Below are 21,732 nucleotides of genomic sequence, written 5' to 3' on the forward strand. Positions count from 1 at the left end.
AGTGGCAGCAATTTTAGAACAAAGAGAAGTTGTCTATGTTGTATCAGATTCAGTTGGGGAAACGGCTGAGTTTGTTGTAAAAGCGGTAGCAACACAATTTAATGGAGGTCAAATTGATATTCGCCGCAATTCTTATGTGGATGACTTGGAGGATATTGAGGATGTTATTCTTCTCGCTAAAAAAGCCCATTCTATCATTGCTTACACCCTCGTTGTCCCTGCATTAAAAGAATATTTAGACCGTCGGGCAACGGAAGAGGGAATCCTTGCAGTTGATTTGCTTAGTCCGTTGATGAATGCCTTCGTCACACGATTTAACAAGCAGCCTCATCATCGTCCCGGGTTAATGAGAAAATTGGATGAAGAATATTTCCGAAAAATTGAAGCGATTGAATTTGCTGTGAAATATGATGATGGTCGTGACCCTAGAGGAATTACGAAGGCGGATATTGTTTTAGTGGGTGTTTCCCGTACATCCAAAACGCCGCTTTCCATGTATTTAGCACATAAGCGTTTTAAAGTAGCCAATGTTCCGTTAGTTCCGGAGGTTCCGCCTCCTGATGAACTTTTTGAAATTCCGAGGAAAAATTGTATTGGCTTAATAATTTCTCCCGATAAATTAAACGAAATTCGCAAGGAACGCCTTAAGGCTTTAGGGCTGGCATCACAGGCGAACTATGCAAGCTTTGAACGAATCCTTGATGAGCTGGATCATGCTGAAAAAATTATGAAGCGTGTTGGCTGCCCTGTAATAGATGTTTCAAATAAAGCAATAGAAGAAACAGCCGGCTTAATTTTAGAAGTGTTAAAAAAAGAGAGGAGCTTTTAATGATGGAAAAATTCGTTTATTTATTTCATGAGGGCACTGGAGAAATGAAGGAATTACTGGGAGGCAAAGGGGCAAACTTAGCGGAAATGACGCGAATCGGCTTACCTGTTCCATATGGTTTTACGATAACAACACAAGCATGTAATGCTTTCTATGAAGCTGGTAAAACGATTCCATCACTAGTAGGAAAGCAATCCTTAGAAGCTTTAAGCCGATTAGAAGAAAAGATGGGCAAAAAACTGGGAGATCCGCAAAATCCGCTCCTCGTTTCCGTTCGTTCCGGCTCTGTTTTTTCAATGCCGGGAATGATGGATACCGTCTTAAATCTTGGAATGAATGATGAAACCGTTTCGGGAATGGCAAAATTAACCAATAACCATCGCTTTGCCTATGACTCTTACCGCCGCTTCATTCAAATGTTTAGTAATGTCGTTCTTGAAATCGATACCTATTTTTTCGAACAATTTTTAGAAGAAACACGCGAGCAAAAGGGATATTCCGCTGACCCTGAAATGACGGCTGAAGATTGGCAAGAGGTTATTGCCGGCTACAAAGAAATTGTGAAAAAGCATACAAGAAAGGAATTTCCACAGGATCCAAAAGAGCAGTTGTTTCTTGCCATTAATGCTGTGTTTAATTCATGGAATAATCAACGTGCGATTGTCTACCGCCGTTTGAATAAAATACCTGACCACCTGGGTACTGCTGTCAATATTCAAAGCATGGTATTTGGTAATATGGGAAATGATTCAGGAACAGGTGTTGCCTTTACTAGAAATCCATCTACAGGGGAACATGTACTTTACGGTGAATATTTAATTAATGCTCAAGGTGAAGACGTGGTTGCAGGCATTCGTACGCCACAGCCAATCGCAACCTTAAAAGATGAAATGCCGGGAGTATACAAGCAATTTGCAGAAACGTGCAAACGTTTGGAGCAGCATTATCAGGAAATGCAAGATATTGAATTCACTGTTGAACGCGGCAGGCTCTTTATCCTCCAAACCCGTAATGGGAAAAGAACAGCGCAAGCTGCGATTCGCATTGCTGTTGAGATGGTAGAGGAAGGTATTATTGATAGAAAGACGGCGCTGCTCCGTGTGGATCCGGATCAATTAAATCAACTTCTCCACCGCCGAATCGATGACAAATATCAACGCGTGTTGTTGGCAAAAGGTTTACCTGCTTCACCGGGCGCGGCCACAGGCCAAGTGGTATTTGATGCGGATGAAGCAGAACAGTTAAGTAATGACGGCAAAAAGGTCATCCTTGTTCGCCCGGAAACGACCCCTGATGATATTCATGGAATCGTAGCTTCGCAAGCGATTTTGACAAGTCGCGGCGGTATGACAAGCCATGCGGCAGTTGTGGCACGGGGGATGGGAAAAGCCTGTATTTGCGGCTGTGAAGCTTTAAAAATCGATGTGAAAGCAAAGAAATTTACTGTTGGCGAAACTGTTGTTAGCTATGGAGAAATCATTACGATTGATGGTTCTACTGGTGAAATAATGCTTGGGGAAATCCCAATGATCGACCCTGAGCTTTCTAAAGAGTTTCTACTTTTACTAGTGTGGGCGGATCAAGAAAGAAAAATCGGGGTTCGTGCCAATGCCGATAACCCGGAGGATGCCAAAAAAGCATTTGAATTTGGTGCGGGCGGGATTGGGTTGTGTCGCACTGAGCATATGTTCATGGACCTTAAGCGAATTCCGATTGTCCAAAAAATGATTTTAGCAGAGACTTATAGTGACAGAATGGATGCACTGGGTCAGCTACTACCAATGCAGCAAGGGGATTTTGAAGGAATCTTTGAAGCGATGCATGGGAATCCCGTAACCATCCGTTTACTAGATCCGCCGCTACATGAATTTTTACCGGACAAAGAGGAGCTTATAGTGGAAGTGACAAAGCTTCAAATCTTAGAGCCTGCTTCAAAAGAACTGAAGGAAAAAGAGCACTTGCTGAAAAAAGTGCGCCAACTAGATGAATTCAACCCAATGCTTGGTCACCGAGGTTGCCGCCTTGGTATGATTTATCCTGAAATCTATGAAATGCAAGCAAAAGCGATTTTCTATGCAGCAGCTAAACTGGCTGAAAAAGGAATGGAAGTTCAGCCGGAAATTATGATTCCGCTTGTAGGCCATGTGAATGAGCTAAAGCAAATGCGCCAGTTAGTTATCGATGCAGCTTTATGGGTTCAGGAAGAAACAGGAAAAGAGTTCACTTACACAATCGGTACGATGATTGAAATTCCTCGTGCAGCCTTGACAGCTGATCAAATTGCGGAAGAAGCCGATTTCTTCTCATTTGGAACGAATGATTTAACACAAACTACGTTCGGATACAGCCGTGATGATGCCGAAGGGAAATTCCTGCAAGCATATATTGAAAATAAAGTGCTGCCTGAAAATCCATTTGCTGTACTTGATCAAGATGGCGTAGGTAAATTAGTGGAAACGGGCGTCAAGCTGGGGCGCGGGACAAAACCTTCACTTAAAACAGGCATTTGCGGTGAACATGGCGGTGAAAAGAACTCAATTGATTTCTGTTACAAAACAGGGCTTGATTATGTAAGCTGTTCGCCATACCGTGTACCATTAGCAAGATTGGCTGCGGCCCAAGCAACGATTCGCCATGAAAAAAATAAAGAAGAGGTTTATACAACAGCATAAGGATAGTTTGGGATGGGTGCCATACGGGTGCCTATCCTTTTTATTACGGATTATCCCTCTGTTTTCTGCTAATACTAAAACAAATAATGAAAAAAGGGGAATCAACATGGGGGCTATTGAACGAAACGGTTTTAGATTTGTACCGGAATTTAGTGTTATTAAACAAAACGGTGCCATACATGTATATAATAGAGATCATTTTATCGAAGAAATTCAATTTCAGTTTTCAGGTAATTTCCCTGAGCTTGACCAATTGGAAGATTTGGTAGATAAATATTGCGATCAACACAATATTTAAAGAACGCTTGTTCGATATTAGGTTTAATGTTATAATTAAAAATGCAATAGAATAGGATTTCTCAAGGGTGGCGGCACATCTCCGGTTGAAAGGGGGTGATGCTGTTTGACAGTTTTTCAAGCATTAATGTTAGCTATTTCATTCGCTAGTCTCATTATTGCCGTACTGTCATTTCACAAAAAAAAATAATCCACCCTTGAGCCGGCAAGCGTAAGTGGTGGATTATCGTCCTATATGCCGATTCCCCTATGGGAACCATACTATTGTAGATCCGAGTGTGTCAAGTCATGCTCGGTCTTTTTTACTATATGCATCACTATGATTTTATTATACCTAACTATCATGAAAAAAGAAATGCTTCTGCACGTAATTGATGAAAAAGTCAAATTTTTAGAGGAGTAAATCAGATGACTAAATTAACAACTATTTACCCTTCAGCCATTGAACACACTAAAATGAAATTATATGAAGATATCGATCGATATTTTGAAACGAAAGAAATTATGCCGACCTTTGAGCAATATCTTATCGAACGCAGTCATTATATTGAACAAATATGGATTAATGTGTGGTTGAATAAATCGACAAACGATGTTCCGAAAAATGAAAAAAAGCTTTTCTTAAGTGAAAAAGGGTTCGTGGTTCAGGGGATAGACCGGAAATTAATCAATAAATTATTTCGGGATGAAATGCGAACCTATAAACCCTTCGATGCTGGTGGATGGCTAAATGAATCATTTGCGGGAAATATGGAAAAATGGGAAAACCGATATCAAACCGCAAAGGCGAACTATTTGAAAAGGGAAGAACAGAAACAGCTGGAAGGACAAAAGCTTTCAATAAGGATGGAAATAGAAGAAGCTGCGAATGAATTTATTGAAGAGAATTATCAGCTTTTCTACTTATATTGCAGGCATTTTGTTGCTAGTCAACTAGCAGGAGATTTCGAAAATAACCCTAAGTTTCAAGCAGTTGATACTTTTGCATTAGAAGAAAAATTAGTAGATGAAGGTCATTTTAATCCAGCAGCCTATACAACAGTTTCTACATTTTTCGAAGAATTGACAGGTGACATTCATAAAACACTCCACTGGGGACGCAGCTATTTTGAGTACCAGACTTATTTTTTTGTATATGAAAGCTTAATTTCTGATTATCTTTCTGAATTTATACCGGAAAAGGTGTTGGAACAGCTTCCATCTAAAATTAGAAAAGATTTTCAAGAAACATTTCATGAGGAATTATCTGCTTCATTTGTGAAAGGGAGTATTGCACAACTGCTTTATGAAGTTGAAGGATATTTTATTGAGGATATACAAGCAGAATATCTTTCCGACCTGTTAAAGCTGGCTGAGGTCCCATTTGAGCCGGCTGTTCATAAAGAGATTTTTGAAAAAGATTTAATGGAAAGAGAAAAAATACAGGCGGAAGAACAGGCGGAAATCCAACGCAAAAAAGAAGAAGAAGCGAGAATGATGGAAGATATCTTTGGCCAAGAGTACAATCCATCCTTGGAACGGCACGTTCACTACGTTCTGCATATCGGGGAAACTAATACCGGGAAAACGTATCATGCTTTAGAACGGATGAAGGAAGCGACTAGCGGCTTATATTTAGCGCCACTGCGGCTGTTAGCATTAGAGGTTTATGATAAATTGAATGCTGAGCACACTCTTTGTTCGTTAAAAACCGGTGAAGAAGAAAAAATTGTTCCTAATGCCAGGCATACCTCCTGTACGGTGGAAATGTTCCATGAGAAAGATTATTATGATGTCGTTGTGATTGATGAGGCTCAAATGATTACCGATAAAGACCGAGGATTTTCTTGGTATAAGGCAATTACAAAAGCCAACGCTAAGGAAGTACATATTATTGGCAGCAAAAACTCGAAAACAATGCTGCTGGAGCTTTTAGGAGATTCTGATATTGAAATTCACGAGTACAATCGTGATACCCCGCTTGAAGTGGAGTCTAAGGAATTTAATATAAAACATATCAAAAAAGGAGATGCGCTGATTTGTTTTTCAAGAAGGCGTGTTCTTGAAACGGCGTCAAGACTACAAAATGATGGTCATTCCGTTAGTATGATTTATGGCAGTATGCCGCCGGAAACAAGGAAAAAACAAATTCAGCAATTTAATAAGGGAAAAACCAAAGTCATAGTTGCCACTGATGCAATTGGAATGGGCTTGAACCTGCCGATCAGGCGAATTGTATTTTTAGAAAATGAAAAGTTCGACGGAACGAGAAGACGCCTATTAACTTCACAAGAGGTTAAACAAATTGCCGGTCGAGCAGGAAGAAAAGGGATTTATGACATCGGGAAAGTGGCCTTTACCAATGATATAAAAATGATGAGGCGGCTACTCATGCAAGAGGATGAGCCTGTTCATACCTTTGCAATTGCACCAACGAACTCAGTGTTTGAACGCTTTCAAAGATATTATCGTGACCTGGGATCATTCTTCGAGTTATGGGGGAAATTTGAAAGTCCAAAGGGAACAAAGAAAGCCTCGCTTTCTGAGGAACGATCACTTTATCAATTGATTATAGGTTCAGAAATTGAAGCCCGGCTTTCGTTAATGGACCTGTATGGATTCTTACACCTGCCTTTTTCAAAAAATGAACCAGGGTTGACGAAACAATGGGAAGAGACCATGTATGCCATAGTTCAGGGGAGCGAGCTTCCTGAGCCGATTGTTAAAGAGGGGAGTCTTGAAGAACTCGAACTTACCTATAAAGCCATTGGTCTCCATCTCCTGTTTTTATATCGCTTGGGTCAGCCTACAGAAGCAGTTTATTGGGAAAGACTCCGTGAGGAAATAAGTGATAAGGTGCAGGAACGGTTAAAAACAGATATTAAAAAATTCGTCAAAAAGTGTAAAAATTGCGGAAGGAAATTACCATGGGATTTTTCTTTTCCTATTTGTGATTCCTGTCATGCAGCAAGGTATAGAAGATCTCGATATAATGAATTCGATGATTTTTAACTTGCCATTTGTAATAAAAAATCCACCTCAGTTGGTGGATTTTTTTCTTAATCAGCACTTTCCGCAAATTGACGTGATGCTACCTTTATTAATGCAAGAAGATAATAACTAGTTTTTGCAATAAATCCAAAAACTAAAAGCTTTCTACTTTTTTGTGTGTAAGAAGAATATTTTTATTATATTCCGAAAACCGACACTATTTGCATGTTCTGCATTTTATAGTATTACTAGAAAGAATTTCTTAGAGAAAATACATAGGAAAGAGGGGATTACCAAATGAAAAAAGTGTTAAGTAGAGTCTCAAATCTATTCTTCCCTGCATTAATCTGTTTTGTGTTTATTACTACTATGTTTTTTCTACCTTTATCCAGTTCGGATGCATTTGCAAAATCATCTGTCTCTACGCATAACGTGACTGAAAAAGCGACAACTTATATCACCTCTTTTAAAGTCATTCGTGGAAAATTGGTGGGTAATTTTGATTATATTCAATGGTATTTCGGAAAGGATGCAGATAGAGAATTTTTGAAAGATTGTAAGTGTAGTAAGGAGATGGATCATGCTCCTGACGGATACTGGATTCGAAATGTAAATCCAAAGATCCGCACCTATTCTATTTCTAATTCCGCCCAATATGTATTACAGACACGGAGCCCATATTCTATTAAATGGAATGAGAAAGTTACCAAAAGTCAGTTTCTTAGCTTTTTGAAAGAGCGAAATAAGGATCATACGATTCCTTTTCACATTGAAGTTAAAAATGGTGTGGTTACAAAGATTACAGAACAATATATTCCTTAATCCTAAAAAGAGTAAGGGATGGTGATTTACTTAAATCATAATAACAAAGACCTCAAGCTTGGGGTCTTTTTTCTTTTCGGTTTAAAACCAGCGACCGCAGGGTTAATATAGATGTAATCAGCAAAATAAGCGACACAACTGCTATAGTGCGACCCCATTTTAGCATGTAAGCAATTTTCTTCGAATATATAATATTTCGGGAATGAAAATAAATTTACTTTATGATATTATTGCCATAATTAAAAATATCATTGGTAATGAAATGTGACGCATTATTCTGATGATACATTGGGAGAGCGAACAACATGCTAAGGTGGAAACGAAATTTATGGGTACTATGGATCGGGGTTTTTTTTGTATCAGCTAGTTTTTCAATGGTTATTCCTTTTTTGCCAATTTTTCTCCTTCAAATTGGTGTGCACAAAAATACGGAAATGTGGTCAGGATTGTTATTTAGTTCAGCTTTTTTTGCAGGGGCCATTTCATCGCCTTTTTGGGGGAGGGTTGCTGATAAATACGGGAGAAAACCAATGATTATCAGAGCGGGTTTTGTTTTGTTTATCATCTATACCCTAATGTCTTTTGTAACAAACCCGTATGAGATATTAGTTTTACGAATCATGCAAGGTTTATTAAGCGGGTTTATTCCAGGTTCCATCGCTTTAATCGGTACCAATACACCTAGTGATAAAGTGGGATATGCCCTTTCGATGATTTCTACCGGAACCGCTTCAGGAGGGATTGTCGGACCCCTATTGGGCGGGGGAATTGCTCACCTGGTAGGGAATCGATTGGCGTTTGCCAGTGCCGGATTCATTGTATTGATTGCGACACTCTTGATTATTTTTTGGGTGAAAGAGGAAAATTTCACTCCAAGTAAGGACCATGGCTCTGTTAAAAATGATGTTAAAGCAGCATGGAAAAATCAGCCCTTAATGATGGTCCTTGTCTTAACGGTTGTAACCACCTGTTCGTTAATGACCATTGAGCCGATTCTTCCGTTATATATCGTAAAACTGGGAGGCTCATCTGATAAAGCTTCCTTAATTGCCGGGATCGTTTTCTCACTCCCGGGGATTGCAAGTGCAATCTTTGCTCCATACTGGGGAAGATGGGCAGATAAAGTAGGATTTCAAAGAGTTCTTGTGCTTGGGCTGCTTGGTGGGGGAATTGGAACATTAGCTCAAATTTTATTTAGCGAAATTTGGGGATTTTCCATAATCCGTTTTGTCTTTGGTGCATTTTTCTGTGGGGTCTTCCCGGCATTAAATGGGCTTGTCGTAAAGTCCACACCTGATGATTTCCGCGGCAGAGCATTCGGGTTAAACCAAACTGCCAACCAAATAGGCGGGATGATTGGCCCTATGATCGGAGGTTATATTGGGGGGGTTTTTCCGGTACAAATTGTTTTTATTGTAACGGGCATCCTATTATTAGCCGCAACGGGAATCGCCTATTGGAAAGCCAAGGACTTAAACAGTTCTTTTAGGCGAAAAGTGAGCCTGGAAAAGTAGAAAAAGATTGAACAAACGTTAAGGAAGGCGGAAATAGGGTTGTTTAAAAAAATTAAAAACTATTTTCTAATTTTATTCATCCTAATAGCAGCTTTGATTCCTTATATAAATGAACATCCTGTTTTTGCTACCGAGGGCACCGGAACCTTAACAAAGAAGTTAAATCAACTGATAAATGCGGAACCTGCTTTACAAGGAGCAATTGCGGGGGTCAGCATTCGTTCAGCTGATAGCGGAAAAATTATTTACGATCATTTTGGTGATACTCGTCTGCGGCCGGCATCCAATCTAAAACTATTAACTGCAGCAGCAGCAATTTCTGTCTTGGGTGAGGATTATACGTTCAATACAGAAGTGCTCACAGACGGACCTGTGAAAAAGAATACACTAAAAGGGAATCTTTTTTTAAGAGGAAAGGGTGACCCTACCTTATTAAAATCAGATTTTGATAAAATGGCTAAGCAGATTCAAAAACAAGGGATTAAAAAAATAGAGGGAAATCTTGTTGGTGACGATTCTTGGTATGATGATGTCCGTTATTCCAAAGATCTTCCATGGAGTGATGAAACCACTTATTATGGTGCTCAAGTATCTGCACTAACAGCCTCCCCGACAAAAGATTACGATGCAGGTTCCGTTATGGTGGCGGTGAAACCAGGAGCGGAACCTGGAGACAAGGTAAAGGTAAAGGTAACCCCGAAAACCGATTATGTGAAAATAATAAATAAGGCAGTGACCGTCCCGGAAGACGGGAAAAAGGAAATTACCATTGAGCGGGAACATGCCAAAAATACCATTACCATTATTGGAACGATTCCTACAAAATCGAAGGAAGAAAAAGAGTGGATCTCCGTATGGGAACCAACAAAATATGCTCTCGCCCTTTTTAAGCAATCATTTGCCGAACATGGAATTAAATTTACCGGAAAAATAAAAACAGGTATAGCTCCGGAAAATACACAAATGTTAACTGTCCATCGATCGATGACTTTATCCAAACTCCTTGTTCCATTTATGAAGCTGAGCAACAATGGCCATGCTGAAACCTTAGTTAAAGAAATGGGGAAAGTGATCAAAGGGGATGGCAGTTGGGAAAAAGGGATTGAGGTATTGCAGTCTGGGATGACAAAATTCGGCGTCAACACCAAAACAATGGTCATAAGGGATGGGTCAGGAGTTTCACACATAGATTTAATTCCCGCTAATCAAATCTCGCAATTGTTATTTTCTGTTCAGAAAGAAAAGTGGTTTCCAGCATACTTTGGTTCTTTACCGGTATCCGGTGAAAAGGACAAACTGGTAGGTGGAACGTTAAGAAATCGATTGAAAAATCAATTAACATTAGGAAAAGTTCATGCAAAAACCGGGACCATTTCCACAGTCAGCTCATTATCTGGCTATATGACAACAAGAAGCGGGCGAACATTGATTTTTTCAATAGTATTAAACAATTTACTTGATGATTCGAAAGGAAAGCAGATTGAGGATAAAATGGTCGCTATTTTGGCCAATCAATACTACTAATTCATTATAAAAGCTTTCCTCATTAGGAAGCTTTTATTTTTTTGCTTATTTTACAATTTTTTAGAAAAGGAATATTGGTGGGATATTCAGTAAAAACTAAACTCATCAATTGTACTGAAAAAAGCTTAGTATTTTTCGGAGGTCTCCATGAACAAATCCTCTGCGCAAAAGCCCCAAATACGGGATGTTTCTGCTTATATTTCTCCACTTTCTATCAATTATTTACACATAAGAAACCCATGGATTTCCGCATTTTGGTCAGCAGCATTCCCCGTTTTAGGACAAATCTTGATGGGTAAATATTTGATCGGGTTTGGATTAATCAGCTGGGAATTTTTTATAAATCAGAAGGGAGGGCTAAACTTAGCGATTGTTTATTCAATGATCGGTGAGTTTGATCAGGCTAAGCATGTGCTGAATACAAGGTGGTTTTTGTTATATATTCCATTGTATATATACGGGATTTGGGATAGTTTTACCAGAACCACTTTATATAAAAAATATTATTTTTTAAGCTATAAAAAAGGTTATCCTGTGATTTCAAAAAATATTAATACATTTGAGCTGAATAAACTGGAAAAGCGCAACCCAATTTTTTCAATGCTTTGGTCTATCTTTACACCTGGAATGGGATATTTATATATCAATCGTTTTTTATCAGTCTTTATCTTTTTTCTTTGGTTTATTGTCAATGTTTATTTTTCAAAACTATTGCCGGCTATTCATTTCACTATGGTGGGTGATTTTCAAGCATCGAAACAAATATTAAATCCTCAATGGCTTTTATACATACCTTCTCTTTATCTTTTTGTGATTTATGATTCTTATGTTCAAACGGTTGAATACAATAAAATATTTGAAAAAGAACAAGCATTTTATTTTAAACGGGAATATCAGAATAAGGATTTTATTATGCCAAATTAAGCAGGTGATGGATCGAAATGTATGTGGTTGCTACCTTTCACCATTCGAAAAATATCGAAATGGCGATTGCTGACATCGAAAATATCGGCTTAGAAAATAATAAAATTCTTGTTCTCCCATTGGACAAGCAAAATGATCAAACAAAAATCTTTGATACCATCTACGATTCAAATGGTCAAAGTTATGTTGATGTGGCAGCGATATTAGGGATGGTATTTATGCTTTTAGGAGCTATTTATGGGTTTGTGTTAAATTGGGGCCCTGTTTTATGGGCATTAATTGGCCTAGTGTTTGGGATAATACTGGGCTTTTTAATTCGTTTTTTTTACAACAAGAGCAAAAAACATGAGAATATGGCGGTAGATTCCAGATCTGAGATTGTCGTGATTTTTCACTGTGAGGAGTACCAAGAGGAAAAGGTTACAGATATTCTATGGGGACATGTGGCACTAGGGGTAGCGACATATAAAAATTCTTAAATCAATTTGTAATCCCATTGATTAAAATAGGTAAAAAAAGGCATCAGTACCCGTCCCCGATGCCTCTATTTTTGCGACTTGCGGCAGGCTTTATTCCTGCCATTGTTTTATTTTTTGATAATTGGAAATAATCATTTATTTAGATTTATAATAGAACTATCAGATAATTATAGGAGGTGTACATATGATAGCTGCAGAACTATTGGCAGGGATAAAGACAATCATCCCCGAAGAGCTGATTGAAGAAGGCATATACGATCCATTTCTCGGTAATAATGGCAAAATTGTCGTTTCTCCAATCAATGAACATGATATTGCGAGTGTACTGAAATTCGCAAATGAAAATGTCAAGAAAGTGAATGTAATTAGCGGAGGTACGAAAAAGGGTTATGGAGGAATCGAAGCTTCAGCAGATATCCTTCTTTCCATGGCAAATTATAAGGGAATTATCGAGCATACGGTAGGAGATATGACAGTGACGGTCAAGGCCGGTACTGGCTTTAAAGAATTGCAGGATTATTTAGATGAATATAAGCAAAAAATCCCTCTTGATCCTGCTTGGCCAACAGAAGCAACGATTGGCGGTGTGATTGCTGCAAATGACAGCGGTCCAAAACGGCTCAGCTATGGTTCAGCAAGGGACTTAGTCATTGGGTCCAGAATCGTGTACCCGAATGGCTCTATCATTCGTACTGGCGGAAAAACCGTAAAGAATGTCGCCGGCTATGATATGAATAAACTCTTTATTGGTTCAATGGGGACACTTGGAGTGATCTCTGAAGTTACACTAAAACTCAGGCCACTGCATAAATTTGAAGGTCTTATATTATTATCCTTCCCAGATGGAAACCTCAATGAAATCCGCACATTTATTGTCAACCTCTTAGACTCAGTAATGGAACCGGTCGCTTTTGAACTGTTAGGACCTACCTTGGCTGAAAAGCTAACCGGCCTACCTTCATACACATTAGCCATTAGCTTTGAAGATGTCGAGAGTTCAGTCCGTTTCCAAATCGGATTCGTAAAGGATCACCAACCGCAAAATACGAAATTATCTATTTTAGAACAGAATGATTCTAAAGCATTTTGGAGCTCGCTTTATAAAATTTCACCTAATGGTTGTCTTTCAACATCTGGAAAGGAGACTTGGGCTGCCTTAAAAATCGGTGTAAAAAATTTGGATGTGATCTGGGTGATTAAGGAAACTCAGCTTCTCCAAGATATTTATAATCTTAATGTCGTGGCCCATGGCGGACTTGGGCATGGCCTTTGCCAAATTAATTTTACCGGAACAAGTGAAGATGTTGTTTCAGCGATAAAACACCTGCGAATTTTTGTTGAAAACCAGGGCGGGTACGCTATTGTAAAGCATTTACCATTAACACTAAGGCGGCAAATCGAAGTATGGGGTGAAAAACCCGCTCATTTCTTCTTGTTAGAAGGAATCAAAACAAAAGTGGACCCAAATCGAATTCTGAATCATAAACGCTTTGTAGGAGGGATTTAGGAATGAGTCTAAAAGAAGAGGAGTTGAGGCAAAAACCCGGTTGTTTAACAAGTGGAATTGGTAATTATTTATGGAGTGATCCTCCAAAGGAATATAAATGGGCTGACTGTGTTCATTGCGGCATGTGTCTGGAGGCTTGCCCAACGTATGAGCATTTAGGACATGAGCAGCATTCGCCACGCGGCCGGGTCCATCTTATTAAATCTGTTGCTGAAGGAAAATTGTTTGTGAATGAAGCATTTGCGGATCCTGTGTTCACATGCCTTGATTGCCGGGCCTGCACAACGGCATGTCCAGCAAATGTTGATGTAGGCGGATTAATTGAAGAAGCACGGGGGCAAATCAGGCAGGCCATGCCATTAACCGGTTGGAAGGGGACGGTTAGCAAATTCTTCCTTGAGTCTCTTTTTCCACATCCAAAACGCTTAAATCTTTTAGGGGACATTCTGAAGTTTTACCAAAAGAGCGGTATCCAAAAAGTCGTTCGTAAAACAGGGCTAATTAACATTATGCCTGAACACCTTGTTGATCTGGAATCCATTATGCCAGAAGTAAAAACCCCTGTACGGAAAAAATATAAAAATATAAAACTGATTAAAGCAACTCGAGAAATGAAACGTGAAGTATCCCTTTTAACAGGCTGTATTATGGACGTGATGTTCAGTGATATCAACGAAGCAACCATTAATGTTTTAACCCGGAACGGCAATGATGTAACGATTCCAAAGAATCAAACATGCTGCGGTGCCTTGCATGTTCATGCCGGTGACCGTGAAACAGGAAGAAAATTAGCCAAGCAAAATATTGAAGCGTTTAAGGATTCCGATAAAGTAATTGTCAACGCCGCTGGCTGCGGCTGTATGTTAAAAGAATATCCCGAATTATTCCATGACGATCCTGAGTGGACAGAAAATGCTAAAGTGTTCTCTGCAAAGGTAGAAGACATCTCCAAGTTTCTTTATGATACAGGCTATGAAAAGCCTAAAGCGGAATTAAAGACAAGGATTACGTATCATGATGCCTGCCACCTGGCCCATGGGCAAGGAATTCGACAAGAACCGCGTGAACTGCTACTCAATATCCCTGGTGTGGAAATGGTACATATGCCCAATGCGGATCGCTGCTGTGGAAGTGCCGGTATCTATAATATGACGAATCCGGAAATGGCAGGAGCTGTTTTGGAAAGCAAAATGACCAACGTCCCTGAAGATGTCGAAATGATTTCAATGGGGAACCCGGGCTGTATGCTCCAAATGGCAGTCGGTGTGCAAAAATACGGCAGGAACCAAAAAATCGTTCATACTGTTCAACTGTTAGACTTGGCCTATCAAAAGGAAGTTGAACAGGGGAGGAATGAGTGATGAAGCAAAAAGCAATAAAAACTGGCGATCTACACATCATCAATCTTGCGCAATTATTATCTGGGCCAAACTCCATTCTCTATAAAGAGGAAGACTTGCTGGCTTATGACTGTGATGGTTTTACGATAGAAAGACATTTGCCAAGAGCGGTGGTTTTTCCAAAGGACACAGACGAGGTTTCAAAGCTTGTCAAATATTGCACGCAAAATAACCTGCCGTTTCTTGCGCGCGGGGCAGGTACAGGACTCAGTGGAGGCGCAATCCCCTTAAATAATGAAGTAATTATTAGCCTTGTTAGAATGAAAAGACTCTTGGAAATGGATATAGAGAATCGTCGGGCAGTAGTAGAACCCGGATTTGTAAACTTAAAACTAACAAACTCGATTTCCGACAAGGGATATTACTATGCTCCCGACCCTTCAAGCCAGTACGCTTGTACGATTGGCGGAAATGTTGCCGAAAATGCCGGAGGCGCCCATTGTCTTAAATATGGCGTAACCACAAACCATATTTTGGGCATGGAGGTTGTGCTGCCAAACGGCGAAATTATTGAAATTGGAAAAAATGGTATTCCGGATTTCCCTGGCTTCGATTTACTGGGGATCTTTACCGGTTCTGAAGGAACGCTGGGCATTGTAACGAAAATTACGGTTCGAATATTGAAAAATCCTGAGGGAAAGAAAACAGTACTGGCCTATTTTGACAAAGTTGAGGATGGAAGTCATGCTGTTTCCGATATCATATCCACCGGTATCGTACCGGCAGCACTTGAAATGATGGATAAAACGGCGATTGAAGGTGTTGAGTCCGCAGCTTTTCCAGTAGGACATCCAAGGGATATTGAAGCAGTATTGTTGATTGAGGTGGATGGGATATTAGCAGGGATTGAAAATCAGATTGATTTAATTCTAGATGTTTGTAAAAGCAGGAATGTCAGGGAGGTAAAAGTGGCACGGGATGAAGCGGAAAGGGAGCGCTGGTGGGCGAATCGAAAAACAGGCTTTGGTGCTATGGGGGCGATATCCCCTGACTATTTGGTCCAGGATGGTGTAATACCGCGTAGTAAGCTGCCGGAGGTATTACGTAAAATCAATAAAATCAGCGAAGAAAGCGGATTGAGGATTGCAAACATTTTCCATGCCGGTGATGGAAATCTTCATCCGCTTGTCCTGTTTGACTCCGGAAAGCCGGGTGAAACAGAGCGGGCGATTGAGGCCGGCAGTAAATGCCTAAAGGTGTGCGCAGAGGTAGGCGGCTCTATTACCGGTGAACATGGGGTTGGAATTGAGAAAAAAGAAGAAATGCGTTTTATATTTAACGATCTTGAAATTAAAGCACAAACTGACATTCGAGATGTATTTAATCCTTACAATCTATTAAATGCAGGGAAATTATTCCCGACACCGGGCCGCTGTTCAGAGGTAAAAAAAGAAATGAGTAATTCTGTAAAATAGTACCATACGAATAACAAGCTACAGGGAAATTTTTGCGGAGCTTTTTTAACGTTTCAAGTATTTTTAATGGGTTTGAAGGTGAATATTCAAATCGAAGCAAGACGCTTAATAGCTACTGATCAATACAAACTGCCAATTGAGCCGTTATCAGACAACTTTCCCGAAATAAGTATAAAGGATGCCTATCTTATTCAATTGCAGAAATAATTGCCACAAGTGTTAGGGGCAGCGGCGATGGGGCATCCTGCTCGAGCAATTGCCTGGAGGCGAATAAGCTGGCACAAAAAGGCCAAGGCCTAAAGAAGGGTGATATTGTCTTAAGCGGCCCCCTAACCGGTGCAGCCGTAATTACCCCAGGGGACCATTTTTCCGTTAGTTTTTATGGTATCGGTTCATTGGCTGCTACATTTTCAATATAATAAGCAGAAAAATTCCACATTAGGTATGGTGTGGAATTTTTTTGCTTTGGAAATTATGAACGGAAAAAATGTTTTTAATTGGGTACTTAAGGGCAAAAACCTACAAGTAAATAGGGAACCTATGCTTGAAGAGTGCATCGAAGGACAGAATCTTCTAAATCTTTTTTCATTTATGGTGCCATTTTTATTATTCATCTCTTAAAAAATCTGATAATATATGAAAGAATAACAAGTTACTTAGCAATCCGAAATAATCATAAAGTGAGTTCATTTCAAAAATGAATATATTTGGAAACATTGAGCAAGGAGGATTGAATCATTAGATGGGAAATTCATTACAGGATTCGATTAATAATCAGGCAGTGATTACACGATCCAAACGGTTATGGATGGCCTTGGTGCTTGGATCACTAGCAGCATTCGGTCCTTTATCGATCGACATGTATCTGCCTGCTTTGCCTAATTTGGCAAAAGATTTTCACTCAAGTCAATCAATTGTGCAGCTTAGCTTAACTTTCTTTCTGCTCGGTTTGGCATCTGGACAGCTACTCGCAGGGCCGATTAGTGATGTAGGCGGTCGCCGAAAACCACTTCTGATTGGTTTAATCACCTATTTTATTGTATCTTTGTTCTGTGCTTTCAGCACTTCCATTTGGACATTGGTTGGGTTGCGGTTTATCCAAGGTCTTGCTGGTTCTGCCGGGATTGTAATCTCGAGAGCGATTGTCCGTGATTTATATTCAGGTTACGAATTAACAAAATTTTTTGCCCTGCTTGCATTAGTTAACGGAGTCGCTCCGATCCTCTCTCCTGTTTTCGGTGCCCAGTTGCTTAAATTTGTTCCCTGGCAGGGTGTGTTTATCGTTTTAAGCTTGATAGGAATTGTGATGTTTTTTGTGGTCCTATTTGGCTTACCTGAAACTCTAAATGCTGACAGACGTTCAGCCGGAGGAGTTAAAAATACATTATTAACTTTTTGGAAGTTGCTCTTGGATCGCAGCTTCATAGGTTATGCCTTGGTTCAAGGACTTGTTTTTTCAGCGATGTTCGCCTATATCTCCGGCTCTCCCTTTGTTGTGCAAACTATCTATGGTGCTTCACCGCAAACATTTAGTCTCATTTTTGCGTTAAATGGAATTGGGATTATGATTGCCAGTCAAACAACAGGCAGATTAGCGGGACGGATTCATGAATCTAAGCTTCTTGTTTTCGGTGTAGGAATGTCCTCGATTGGCGGAGTCGTCTTGTTTATCCTTCTTCTTTTGCACTCAAAATTAGTCATTATTTTGCTTCCGCTATTTTTTGTTGTTTCAAGTGTCGGTATGGTTAATACAGCTGGATTTTCTCTCGCGATGCAAAAACAAGGCAAGTCTGCCGGTAGTGCATCAGCCCTCCTTGGGGTGTTATCGTTGGCCGCTGGTGCAATTGTCGCGCCACTTGTTGGGATAGGTGGAGGACGTTCTGCAGTACCAATGGGCATTGTTATTGCATGTGCAGGAATTGGGGCCGTTCTTACTTATCTTTTCCTGGTACCAAGAAACAATAAATAAGCATCAGTTCTTATGCGAACCGATGCTTTGGTGGTGTCACTCATTTTAGGAAAATAAAAATTGCCTCATTTCACCATATTTGTGGAAGCCTAGTTTTTCATAAAGTCGGATACCCGCAGGTGTTGCGTGAAGAATGGCCATTTTATACCCATCTAGTTTAGCTTTTAAAAGCAGAGCTGTCATAATTTCCATACCCATTCCCTTACCCTGGAATTCCGGCAGCGTTGAGACATTATAAATTCCTGCTATCCCATCGCTATAGAAGCTCGTAGCAGTAGTTACAGCTGTCCCACCGAGGTAACCTACATAGTTTTCAATATTTTGATCTTGTTTTGCCATCGTTTCGGTGACTGCATTTCTCAAGAAATCCGGTATACCAAATGCTGCAGATGAACAAACGGTGAAGGCCGCTGCCCCTTCATGATTCCTTACAGCCTGTATCTTTAGGTCTGGAAGTAGTTCCGATAAGGGCTGAAAAGAGGCCAAATCAATCGCCATTAAAACAGTGTTATGAATTTGCAGCGCGCTATTGTCTATTAAAATATTTCCAATATCTTGTGGGGTGTCATGATCCCATAATCTCCAAAGAAATGGAATATGATGTTCTTTATAATCTTGAATAGTAGTTTTTACAAATTCCAGTGCTCCTTGTTCAATATTTGACTTGATTATGTTGTTAACCAATGGGTGAGGAAGGGAGGACTTAACTCGAAAGATTTTTTCATCCTCTATAGCTTGAAAATAACTTGTGCAACTTGCCCAAAAGCGCATCAGACTTATCATATTATCTTGTGTAAGCTGAACTACTTTGTGATTTTCCAATTCAGATAAGGAAAGTTTCATAATTAATTCCTCCTCATGTCAAATCTACTAATGGATATGTTGAAAATTATTCTTTAGAACGAGTTGAAAAGTGCTTAGAAAGGATTTTAAATCTTAAAAAATACCTCTCAAACTAAGGTTTTTGAATCTATTAACCGATTTCAGCCTTAGTTTATAACCCGATACATTCTAAGCGGCCGCCCAACCGTGCCGTATTGTTGTTCTTCTATCAATTCCTGTTCCTCAACCATATAGGAAAGGTACGTTCTGGTAGTCGAAAGACTAACACCTGCCAGTTTTGCAATTTGATCAGCACTTAGCGGTTCCGGTGAGTAGGTGATGCATTTTTTTATTTTCTCTAATGTACGTAGATCAATCCCTTTTTGATTGATTGGTAAAAATGTCGATTCCGAGACCCGCAGTTTTTTCAAATCATCTACTGTACCTTGATCCAGCTGGCTTGAGGAAGAAAGTCTCGATTTGAATTTCGCATATTTTAAAAGAGCTGTTTGTAGCTGATGTAGGTCAAAAGGCTTGATTAGGTAATCAATGACCCCGAATCGAAATCCATCTTCAACAATTTCAAGTTCTTTTGCTGCGGTAATTAAAATCACGTCACAACGTCTATTTTGCATCCTGATGGTTTTCAACAACTCGATTCCGGAACGGTCCGGGAGGTATACGTCTAGTAGGAGCAAATCGGGCTCCACCATATCCATCATTGTGTGAGCTTCTTCAAAGCTATGAGCGGTTCCAACTAGTTGGTAGCCTTTTTGAGATGCAATAAACTTCCCGTGAAGTTTTGCAATCATAAAATCATCATCTACAACCAACACGCGCAAAAATTGCTGACTCATTATCTAACACTCCATTCTTGGTAAACTTACCTGTAAAGTAGCTCCTTCTGGAGAAGAAATCATATAGATACTTCCATCTAATCTTGAGACTAAACGGGATACTAATGATAAGCCGAAACCTCGTCCTTCGCCTTTGGTTGTTTTTCCGTCTTCAAACATTTGGTCGCCCAGTTCAGGGTCAATGCCGGGACCTGTGTCGCTCACTTCCAAATAAAGACGTTCATCTTCTTCTTTAATATGGACGGTTATAGTTGCACCAGGATGTGTGTCCTTACCTTGCGTTTTGATGGCTTCCATTGCATTTTCAATGGCATTTCCGAGGATGGTCAGAACTGTTTCCCTGTGGGGGCAGAGCTCGGATACACTTGAGTCTCCTGTAATTGTTAAGTGAATTCCCAGCTCTTTAGCCCGATGCAATTTTCCGATAAGAACGCCAACAATTGCGGGGTCGCGAACCCGAGCTAGGAAAAAGTCAAGCACATTTTGTTGTTCATTATGTACTTCCTCAATGAGCTCTCTTACAAGTTCATATTCCTTCATTTGGATTAGCCCGGAAATAAGGTGAAGCTTGTTCATAAATTCATGGCGTTGACTCCGCAATGTATCAACGTACTGGCCGATATCTGCTAACCTTTGGTCCAATTGATCAAGCTGTAATTTGTCGCGAAAACTTGCCACAGCCCCAATTACTTTACCATTGATTTTAACGGGAATTCGATTTACCACAACTAATGAATTGCCAACAATCATCGGTTGGTCAAAATGAGAAGTCCCTTCGCATATGACTTCTTTTAATCGTGAGCTCGGCAGAATAGATGTAATCGCTTTCCCAATCGGTTCGCCATATTCCTTTGGTAACATACTTTTTGCTTCCCGATTAAAAGTTGTAATCATTCCGTTGGTATCTACTGCGATGATTCCTTCCCGAATGGATTCAAGAATGGCAGCTTGCTGTTGAGTGAGAAAGGCAATTTCATGGGGCTCTAAATTGAAAATTTGTTTCTTAATATGGCCAGAGAGTAAAAATGCGCCAATGAGGCCAATGATCAAAGCGATTACGCCAATGGCGATGATCTCAAGGATTAAGGAAGTAAGCTTTTTCCATATACCCTCCATTAAAAAACCAACTGAAACGATGCCAATCTGATGCTGTTGCCCGTCATATACAGGATATTTTCCACGGATCGAGAGTCCAAGTGTTCCTTTTGCTTGAGTTATACTTCCTTTTCCCAGCAAAACTGTTTTATCATCGTCACCTACCATATGCCTGCCGATTTTCAATGGATCAGGATGGCTATAGCGAATTAACTTCATGTTTGAAACGACAATAAACTGAGCCCCTGTTTTCTTTCTGATACTTTCGGCAATCGGCTGGATGATCGAAGAAGGGTCAGGCTCCTTGAAGGCTTGGACAACTTCAGGTAATCCTGCAACCGTTTTCGCAACCGCCAAAGCATTGGTGCCTGTCTCTCCATATTCCCTGTGAACCATAATAATTGATAATGTGACAATAAAAAGTACAAGGACAAATAAAAGATTTAATAAAATAAGACCATTAATTTTAGTACGCAGCTTCATGGGGCCTTTTTTCCGTTTCAACCGTAGACACATCCTTGTCCGCACAAAGGGGAGTAGTTTAGTAATTTTCTGAAAAATGAAACTATCTTTATTTTAAAGTAAAAACCTTTAGTCAGTCTATATCAAAATAGTATTTATTACGGTTGGGGAAAT

The 21,732-nt window shown here is 39.8% G+C and carries 18 protein-coding genes; 15 read left to right on the forward strand and 3 right to left on the reverse strand.

Annotated elements, in window-relative coordinates:
- Position 1: 1 nt before the first annotated feature.
- The 15 genes from J2S10_RS05075 to J2S10_RS05140 all read left to right on the forward strand — a co-directional run bounded on the left by J2S10_RS05075 (position 2) and on the right by J2S10_RS05140 (position 18,322).
- Positions 2-829, forward strand: coding sequence for a pyruvate, water dikinase regulatory protein (locus J2S10_RS05075; protein ID WP_307404995.1), 828 nt, complete (start codon positions 2-4; stop codon positions 827-829).
- A 2-nt stretch (positions 830-831) separates the two neighbouring features.
- Positions 832-3,501, forward strand: a complete 2,670-nt coding sequence (gene ppdK, locus J2S10_RS05080) for a pyruvate, phosphate dikinase (protein ID WP_307404997.1) — start codon at positions 832-834, stop codon at positions 3,499-3,501.
- Between the two features lie 106 nt (positions 3,502-3,607).
- The gene (locus tag J2S10_RS05085) at positions 3,608-3,799 is read left to right on the forward strand and encodes a YbxH family protein (RefSeq protein WP_307405000.1); all 192 of its coding nucleotides are present in this window, start codon (positions 3,608-3,610) and stop codon (positions 3,797-3,799) included.
- Positions 3,800-3,904: 105 nt separating this feature from the next.
- Positions 3,905-3,988, forward strand: coding sequence for a putative holin-like toxin (locus tag J2S10_RS27395; protein ID WP_370876159.1), 84 nt, complete (start codon positions 3,905-3,907; stop codon positions 3,986-3,988).
- Between the two features lie 218 nt (positions 3,989-4,206).
- The gene (locus tag J2S10_RS05090) at positions 4,207-6,789 is read left to right on the forward strand and encodes a DEAD/DEAH box helicase (protein WP_307405003.1); all 2,583 of its coding nucleotides are present in this window, start codon (positions 4,207-4,209) and stop codon (positions 6,787-6,789) included.
- A gap of 276 nt (positions 6,790-7,065) precedes the next feature.
- Positions 7,066-7,590, forward strand: a complete 525-nt coding sequence (locus J2S10_RS05095) for a hypothetical protein (protein WP_307405005.1) — start codon at positions 7,066-7,068, stop codon at positions 7,588-7,590.
- 305 nt (positions 7,591-7,895) lie between these two features.
- Positions 7,896-9,104 (forward strand): MFS transporter, encoded by a 1,209-nt coding sequence (locus J2S10_RS05100; protein WP_307405007.1) that lies wholly within the window; start codon positions 7,896-7,898, stop codon positions 9,102-9,104.
- Positions 9,105-9,143: 39 nt separating this feature from the next.
- Positions 9,144-10,628 carry a D-alanyl-D-alanine carboxypeptidase/D-alanyl-D-alanine endopeptidase gene (gene dacB / locus J2S10_RS05105; RefSeq protein ID WP_307405009.1) on the forward strand — a complete coding sequence of 495 codons (1,485 nt, stop codon included), beginning with the start codon at positions 9,144-9,146 and terminating at the stop codon, positions 10,626-10,628.
- A 147-nt stretch (positions 10,629-10,775) separates the two neighbouring features.
- Entirely contained in the window at positions 10,776-11,552 is a 777-nt protein-coding gene (locus tag J2S10_RS05110; RefSeq protein ID WP_307405011.1) for a hypothetical protein, read from the forward strand.
- A gap of 17 nt (positions 11,553-11,569) precedes the next feature.
- A complete protein-coding gene (locus tag J2S10_RS05115; RefSeq protein ID WP_307405013.1) occupies positions 11,570-12,031 on the forward strand; it encodes a Z-ring associated ZapG family protein in 462 nt (153 codons plus the stop codon).
- Between the two features lie 184 nt (positions 12,032-12,215).
- Positions 12,216-13,538, forward strand: a complete 1,323-nt coding sequence (locus J2S10_RS05120) for an FAD-binding oxidoreductase (protein ID WP_307405014.1) — start codon at positions 12,216-12,218, stop codon at positions 13,536-13,538.
- A gap of 2 nt (positions 13,539-13,540) precedes the next feature.
- Complete coding sequence (locus tag J2S10_RS05125) at positions 13,541-14,899, forward strand: (Fe-S)-binding protein (RefSeq protein ID WP_307405016.1); 1,359 nt, start codon at positions 13,541-13,543, stop codon at positions 14,897-14,899.
- Positions 14,899-16,353, forward strand: a complete 1,455-nt coding sequence (locus J2S10_RS05130; protein WP_307405018.1) for an FAD-linked oxidase C-terminal domain-containing protein — start codon at positions 14,899-14,901, stop codon at positions 16,351-16,353. The genes J2S10_RS05125 and J2S10_RS05130 overlap by 1 nt, the downstream gene beginning before the upstream one ends.
- Positions 16,354-16,431: 78 nt before the next feature.
- The gene (locus tag J2S10_RS05135; protein ID WP_307405020.1) at positions 16,432-16,560 is read left to right on the forward strand and encodes a hypothetical protein; all 129 of its coding nucleotides are present in this window, start codon (positions 16,432-16,434) and stop codon (positions 16,558-16,560) included.
- A gap of 535 nt (positions 16,561-17,095) precedes the next feature.
- The gene (locus J2S10_RS05140; protein ID WP_307405022.1) at positions 17,096-18,322 is read left to right on the forward strand and encodes a multidrug effflux MFS transporter; all 1,227 of its coding nucleotides are present in this window, start codon (positions 17,096-17,098) and stop codon (positions 18,320-18,322) included.
- Between the two features lie 45 nt (positions 18,323-18,367).
- Here J2S10_RS05140 and J2S10_RS05145 read toward each other — a convergent pair whose 3' ends face one another.
- The 3 genes from J2S10_RS05145 to J2S10_RS05155 form a co-directional block, all read right to left on the reverse strand.
- The gene (locus J2S10_RS05145; protein ID WP_307405023.1) at positions 18,368-19,165 is read right to left on the reverse strand and encodes a GNAT family N-acetyltransferase; all 798 of its coding nucleotides are present in this window, start codon (positions 19,163-19,165) and stop codon (positions 18,368-18,370) included.
- A 146-nt stretch (positions 19,166-19,311) separates the two neighbouring features.
- Positions 19,312-20,001 (reverse strand): response regulator, encoded by a 690-nt coding sequence (locus tag J2S10_RS05150; RefSeq protein WP_307405026.1) that lies wholly within the window; start codon positions 19,999-20,001, stop codon positions 19,312-19,314.
- Between the two features lie 3 nt (positions 20,002-20,004).
- Positions 20,005-21,600: an ATP-binding protein gene (locus J2S10_RS05155; protein WP_307405028.1), complete on the reverse strand. Its 1,596-nt coding sequence runs from the start codon at positions 21,598-21,600 to the stop codon at positions 20,005-20,007.
- Positions 21,601-21,732 lie beyond the last annotated feature (132 nt).

It is taken from the genome of Neobacillus ginsengisoli, assembly GCF_030813055.1.